The sequence below is a fragment of the Mesorhizobium sp. P2_A12 genome (assembly GCF_056405075.1).
In genome coordinates this window covers 1-5,566 of sequence record NZ_JBFUCU010000059.1, presented here as the reverse complement: position 1 = coordinate 5,566, position 5,566 = coordinate 1, and the positions used below count along the sequence as shown (strand labels likewise).

6 protein-coding genes and 1 pseudogene are annotated in these 5,566 nt (G+C 58.7%); 5 read left to right on the top strand and 2 right to left on the bottom strand.

Annotated elements, in window-relative coordinates:
- The first annotated feature begins 341 nt into the window (after positions 1–341).
- Together AC1DZU_RS35320 and AC1DZU_RS35315 are read left to right on the top strand one after the other, a co-directional pair.
- Positions 342–2,054: an HAD family hydrolase gene (locus AC1DZU_RS35320; protein WP_477292052.1), complete on the top strand. Its 1,713-nt coding sequence runs from the start codon at positions 342–344 to the stop codon at positions 2,052–2,054.
- Positions 2,055–2,376: 322 nt separating this feature from the next.
- Complete coding sequence (locus AC1DZU_RS35315) at positions 2,377–2,694, top strand: plasmid stabilization protein (protein WP_457155671.1); 318 nt, start codon at positions 2,377–2,379, stop codon at positions 2,692–2,694.
- 469 nt (positions 2,695–3,163) lie between these two features.
- On the opposite strand, the gene AC1DZU_RS35310 is transcribed toward AC1DZU_RS35315, so the two are convergent.
- Positions 3,164–3,772: a cysteine hydrolase family protein gene (locus AC1DZU_RS35310; RefSeq protein WP_477292050.1), complete on the bottom strand. Its 609-nt coding sequence runs from the start codon at positions 3,770–3,772 to the stop codon at positions 3,164–3,166.
- A 337-nt stretch (positions 3,773–4,109) separates the two neighbouring features.
- On the opposite strand from AC1DZU_RS35310, the gene AC1DZU_RS35305 reads away from it, so the two are divergent.
- From AC1DZU_RS35305 to AC1DZU_RS35295, 3 genes are all read left to right on the top strand, one after another.
- The gene (locus AC1DZU_RS35305) at positions 4,110–4,274 is read left to right on the top strand and encodes a DUF3309 family protein (RefSeq protein WP_477292048.1); all 165 of its coding nucleotides are present in this window, start codon (positions 4,110–4,112) and stop codon (positions 4,272–4,274) included.
- Positions 4,275–4,523: 249 nt separating this feature from the next.
- Positions 4,524–4,727: a CsbD family protein gene (locus tag AC1DZU_RS35300; protein WP_091586081.1), complete on the top strand. Its 204-nt coding sequence runs from the start codon at positions 4,524–4,526 to the stop codon at positions 4,725–4,727.
- Positions 4,728–4,925: 198 nt separating this feature from the next.
- Positions 4,926–5,189, top strand: coding sequence for a YMGG-like glycine zipper-containing protein (locus AC1DZU_RS35295; protein ID WP_477292054.1), 264 nt, complete (start codon positions 4,926–4,928; stop codon positions 5,187–5,189).
- Positions 5,190–5,266: 77 nt separating this feature from the next.
- Here AC1DZU_RS35295 and AC1DZU_RS35290 read toward each other — a convergent pair.
- Positions 5,267–5,566: pseudogene (locus tag AC1DZU_RS35290) on the bottom strand (YihY/virulence factor BrkB family protein); the annotation flags it as partial.

Here is a 5,566-nt window from a genome sequence, read left to right as displayed (position 1 = left end):
GTCGAGCTTCTCGTCAAACGAGGTGCCGATTTGAGCGCGAGAACCCATCAGGGGATGACCCCGCTGATGATTGCGGAGAGCACAACGGGACGTTCGGAAATTGGCGCTTTGCTTCGTACTCTTGGTGCGAAGGAGTGATTTGGTCGATCGTCATTGGTCCTCCATGGCGGGACAGGTCCCGGCTTGTCTGGTCAACGTACCGGTATCGAAGGGGTTCCTGATCTCGGGGGCGAAACCGCCAACCCCTTTTGCGAAGGCCTGTGATCCTGCCTATGGGGAGCCTTTGTCTCGATCACACGTTCTAGCCGGAGCGCGAACCAGAACCGAGAAAGGTCGGCAGAATGTATTTCATTGCGTTGGCGACGGACTATGACGGCACTTTGGCTCATGACGGCATCGTCGCCAGGAAAACGCTCGCTGCTCTCGAGCGGTTCAAGAAAAGCGGCCGCAAGCTCGTTCTGGTCACTGGGCGCGAATTGCCCGATCTCAAGCGAGTCTTTTCCGAGGTTAGTCTCTTCGACAAGGTCGTCGCCGAGAATGGAGCGCTGATCTACACACCGGCAAGTGAGGATGAGCGGGTGATCGCCCCATCGCCCGAGCCCAAGTTTGTTGCCAGGTTGAAGAAGCGGGGCGTGAAGCCGTTATCGGTTGGACAGTCGATCGTCGCGACCTGGGAGCCCCATCAGGCCACCGTGCTCGAGGTCATCAAGAACCTGGGGCTGGAGCTTGAAATCATCTTCAACAAGGGCGCGGTGATGATCCTGCCGAGCGGCATCAACAAAGCCACCGGGCTGGCTGCAGCCCTTCAAGATCTTCGGCTGTCGCCACACAATGTGGTTGGTGTTGGAGACGCCGAGAACGACCATGCCTTCCTGCAGGCCTGCGGCTGCAGCGTGGCCGTCGATAATGCAATTCGGGCGGTCAAGGATAATGCCAATCTGGTTATGCGTGGCGCACGGGGCAAAGGCGTGGAGGAGCTGATGGACAAGATGATTAAGCTTGATCACGCGATAGTACCGAGGCGCCACGACGGTATCGTCCTAGGATCGGCCGGCGGCGACGAGATCTATTTGTCGCCGACCGACACGGTCCTCATCGCCGGCAGTTCGGGCATCGGCAAATCCACCTTGGCCACCGCACTGACAGAGCGCTTCGTCGAGAGCAAGTTCCAGTTCTGCGTCTTCGATCCCGAGGGAGACTATGATGGCCTTGAGGGCGCCGTGCGGCTTGGTGACGGATCAAGCGCACCGACAAAGGCGCAAGTGCTGGATCTGATCGCCAAGGCCGACAGCAATATCGTCGTCAATGGACTGGCGCTGCGCGTCAATGAGCGACCTGATTTCTTCGCTGGCCTGCTGCCCGGCCTTGGCAGCTTTCGCCGCCGCACCGCAAGACCGCACTGGCTCGTTATCGACGAAGCGCACCATCTCCTGCCCAAGCGGCGCGACGACACGCGCGCGGTGCTGTCGTTGGAATTGCCGGGCACGATCCTGATCACTGTTCACCCCGAGGCGATCTCGACCGACGCGTTGCGCCTGGTGACGGCCATCATTGCGCTTGGTCCCAAGGCGAAGGACGTCGTGAACGTCTTCTGCCATGAAACCGGCATTGAGCCACCGAAGGCCGTGCCAACCCCCAAGGGCGCACGGGTGTTGTTCTGGTGGCCGCAAGCAGGCAAGAAAGTCAAAACGGTCAAGGTGATCGAGCCGCGCCAATCACTCAAGCGGCACAGCCGCAAATACGCCGAAGGCCAGCTCGATGAAGCAGGCAGCTTCTATTTCCATGGTCCTGACAATGCGATGAACCTCAGAGCCCACAATCTGATGATCTTTGCCCAGATCGCCGAGGGCATCGACGACCGGACCTGGGAGTTTCATTTGCGCGCCGGCGACTATTCCAAATGGTTCCGCCATCAGATCAGGGACAAGGACCTGGCACGCGAAACGGCCGATGCGGAAGAGGACAAAACACTGTCGGCCCAGGAGAGCCGCAAGCGCGTGCTCGATGCCGTGCGCCGCCGTTATACGGCGCCCGCGACGGCTTCGGATGAATAGCGGGCAACAGAGGGTCGCCCTCTACTGAATAGGTTTAGCTTCAATCCCCGACGGTACGCCGGGCGTCCAGACCTTTTAGCAAAGGGGGCGGCTGACCGACTACTTCTCCTGGCATTGGATCTTCTTAATCAACGTACCCTTTCGGCATCATGTCGCTCGCCCCCCTTCGTGGCCCATCGCCTTGCGGTCTCTAAAGGCCGATGCGGGTTAGCCGAAATCATTGCCGGACCGCGTCCTCAAATGGAGTTTGGTTTCTCAAGTGCCGGGCTGGAACTCAGGGGCCGCCCTTTCGTTCAGATCCTATCCAACAGGAGAAACGGCCATGCCACGAGGCGACAAATCGAAATATACCGAAAAGCAGGAACGCAAAGCCGACCACATTGCCGAAGGCTACGAGAAGCGTGGGGTTTCCGACAACGAAGCCGAACGCCGGGCATGGGCAACTGTCAACAAGGACGATGGTGGCGGGAAGAAAGAGGGAGGTTCTGGCCGCGGCAAGCACACAGGTCATCCTGCGGCCCGCAAGGGCGGTGAAACTGGCGGCAAGGCATCCGCCGCACGCTCGGCCGCGAGCCGCTCGGACTCGGCGAAGAAAGCTGCGGCCACGCGCAAGCGGAATGCCGAACATCGAGCCCGTTGACGCGGCAAATTGAGAATGTGCGGAGGACAACCACGAAATCCCGGCTCGTTAACGAGATCAGTGGATCCCGGCGAAGAAGCATTCGCGGTGATGACCGCATTCGCGGCCGACCGAAGGTCGACAGGGGCTCCCTGACCGCCATCGGTGCTTTCGAAAGAGCGACAGTGGGATGATTTGACCTGAACGCGAAGACCTGCCGGAAAATTCCGATCAATGAACAAGGCGAGGTGCTGAGCAGGATTGGCGACGTTGCGCTGGTGATAATGGTAGGTCCCCAGCGTCCACTCCGTACTCGGATTGAGCGATGGTACCACCAGAGGCGGCATTTGTTCGACGGCATCGTTCGGCAGATGATGGGGTGCCTTGGTGGAAGTCCCCGGTCACCTGCGCTGCCGCAAGCGTCCCAAAATCGGCGCCGCTTTGATTAACCTGCACGCCGATCGGGTCGGTGATCCAGGTCAGTCGTGTTTCAAACCCAGTTCGAGAGAACCGTCTCCATCTCTACGGTCTCGACCTGCTGTGCGAACCTTTGGTGATAGACGGTGAGCAGTGCGTCATGCGTTGCATCGGAAGAACTGCACAGTGCGTCTGTGACCAGGACCACGCGATAGCCGAAATCGATGGCTCCGAGCACCGTTGCCAGAACACATACATCGGTTTCGCCGCCGGTGATGACCAGCGTGTCGACGTCACGCTCCATCAGAAAGGATTTGAGGCGACCTTCGAACCACGGCGAGTAAATGTACTTGTCGATAATGACGGCCGGCGGGCAGTACCCGGCCAATGGCGGCAACAATTCGATGATATCGGGACCGACATTCTCGACCGTCATCGACGCCCAGCGCTCGTAGTAGCGTTTCCATGTCCCAACACCCTGCCCCGGCTTCTGAGCGGGCAAAAAGCGCGTGAAGACCGTCTGTGCCGCCCGTCTTTCGACCAGCCTCTCGATCTGCGGAAGTACGCGGGTAATCCAGGGCGTCGCCCATTGTGATGGCTCGGCAAACATGCGTTGCATATCAACGCAAATATGCATGGATCGCTGGTCCAAGGGACCATATGCCAAACTTGGCATTGACATCAGCACCTCCCCAACCAGCGGTGACTTCTAATTGATCACTCCTCACCGCGGTCAAGGAAGCGAAACGTCACTTGCGGGGACACGTTCCTAGGGCAGGTACAGGAATCGACTCCGCGAGCCGACGCCGCTGGACGAATGGAGGCGTGCCCGAGCGTGTCGAGAACCGATTGGAAACAAGAACTGAGTGGCGGGTTGTCTCTGCGGCAAGGTCCGCTTCAACGCCAGTCGAGAGTCCAATACGTGCTCAAGGAACAGGTACGCCCTTCTCGAGTTGATAGTCCGACAGGCGAAACTGCATTGCAGGAAGCACGTCAGCGCAAACAGCGAGGAAGGTCCCATGGGTCTCGGCACAATTCTAATAATTCTACTGATACTTCTATTGCTTGGCGGCTTCAGCGGCCTCGGCGGCAGTCCGTTTTACGGCACCGGCTATTACGGCGGCGGCGGACTTGGGTTGGTATTGCTGATCGTCATCATCCTGGTTGTCCTCGGCCGCCTCTAGCGCTGCGGACATGGCATCGCATTAGCCAGCTGATCGAACAGCAAATCGGCTGGCTTTTTGTTGATGGCGACCGCCGTCACGCACGGTTGGGTACGGCGACGGAAGCCCAACCGCTTGCCCGGTGCGCTTGGCCCTAGGCGTCGGCCTTATATTCTCAGCTTTCGAGAATGTCCGTAAAGAGAAGACGTCTTGGAACCTCATGAGCCGCGCGACGTTCCGCCTTCTGTGAAACGAAGGAGGCGATGTGTCATGGACTGGAACCGCGTCGAAGGAAACTGGAAGCAGGTCAAGGGTAAGGTCAAGGAACAGTGGGGCAAACTCACGGATGATGATCTTGACCGCATCGCGGGTAAACGCGATCAGCTCGAAGGCAAGATCCAAGAACGCTACGGCATCGAAAAGGATCGAGCCCGTCGAGACATCGATGACTGGTATGGCAGGCAGGGGTGGTAGAAGTTGATCGGCGCCGCGTTACCGGGCGTGGCGCCGACCATCGTCCGAAGGTTATATTCCATGACGCGAAAAGAGCTTGTTTCAACGCCGGAGACGTTGCTGAAGATGGCCACACAATCAATATTAGCAAATCCACGGATCAAAAACAAATCGCGCATTAATTACCGGGCTCAATGTCGGGCCGGTGGAGGACAATTCATGAAAAAGACGTTGCTAATATTGAGCCTTATTGTTCCGCTCGCAGCATGCTCACGCACCGAGCAGGGTGCTGCAGTCGGCGGTCTAGGCGGAGCGGCAATTGGTGCAGCCGTAGCCGGTGATCCGGTGAAAGGCGCGATCGTTGGTGGTGCCGCTGGAGCCATTGCGGGCGCGGTGATCGGGCATGCCAGTGAAGCCGGTCAGTGTCGCTACAGAGATAGCAATGGGCGTGTCTACATCGCAAGGTGTCCCGAAGGGTATTGATGACGCTATTAAGCCGCGTCATCAGTGGGGTCACTCGGCTCGACGCTCGGCCATTGTCTTTGGCAAGCCTACGCATCTTACAGGCGTCGAAGACCCAGCATAAAGGCGGTCAACGTAGCGCTCGCGCATGGCACCGCTAATAGCGCGGCCACGACAGCGGAGTTCGACTTTTGCTCTGCGCGAAATGGAATGGGGCGGTGTGCCGGCGAAGCACTCGGGACTAGTGCATTCAGATCGGACCTGCTGCCATGTCGAACGGAATAGGCGCGAGTGAATTCGGCGCCGAGAAGAAAGATTTCCGATGAGTAGTAAACCCACAGGAGTATGACGAGCAGTCCGCCGGCGGCCCCATACGAGGATGCGATCGCACTGGTGCC

Bases quoted from the DNA above. Each gene is read 5' to 3' on its own strand.
- AC1DZU_RS35320 (WP_477292052.1), top strand. From the start codon at position 342: ATGTATTTCATTGCGTTGGCGACGGACTATGACGGCACTTTGGCTCAT.
- AC1DZU_RS35315 (WP_457155671.1), top strand. From the start codon at position 2,377: ATGCCACGAGGCGACAAATCGAAATATACCGAAAAGCAGGAACGCAAA.
- AC1DZU_RS35310 (WP_477292050.1), bottom strand. From the start codon at position 3,772: ATGTCAATGCCAAGTTTGGCATATGGTCCCTTGGACCAGCGATCCATG.
- AC1DZU_RS35305 (WP_477292048.1), top strand. From the start codon at position 4,110: ATGGGTCTCGGCACAATTCTAATAATTCTACTGATACTTCTATTGCTT.
- AC1DZU_RS35295 (WP_477292054.1), top strand. From the start codon at position 4,926: ATGAAAAAGACGTTGCTAATATTGAGCCTTATTGTTCCGCTCGCAGCA.
- AC1DZU_RS35300 (WP_091586081.1), top strand. From the start codon at position 4,524: ATGGACTGGAACCGCGTCGAAGGAAACTGGAAGCAGGTCAAGGGTAAG.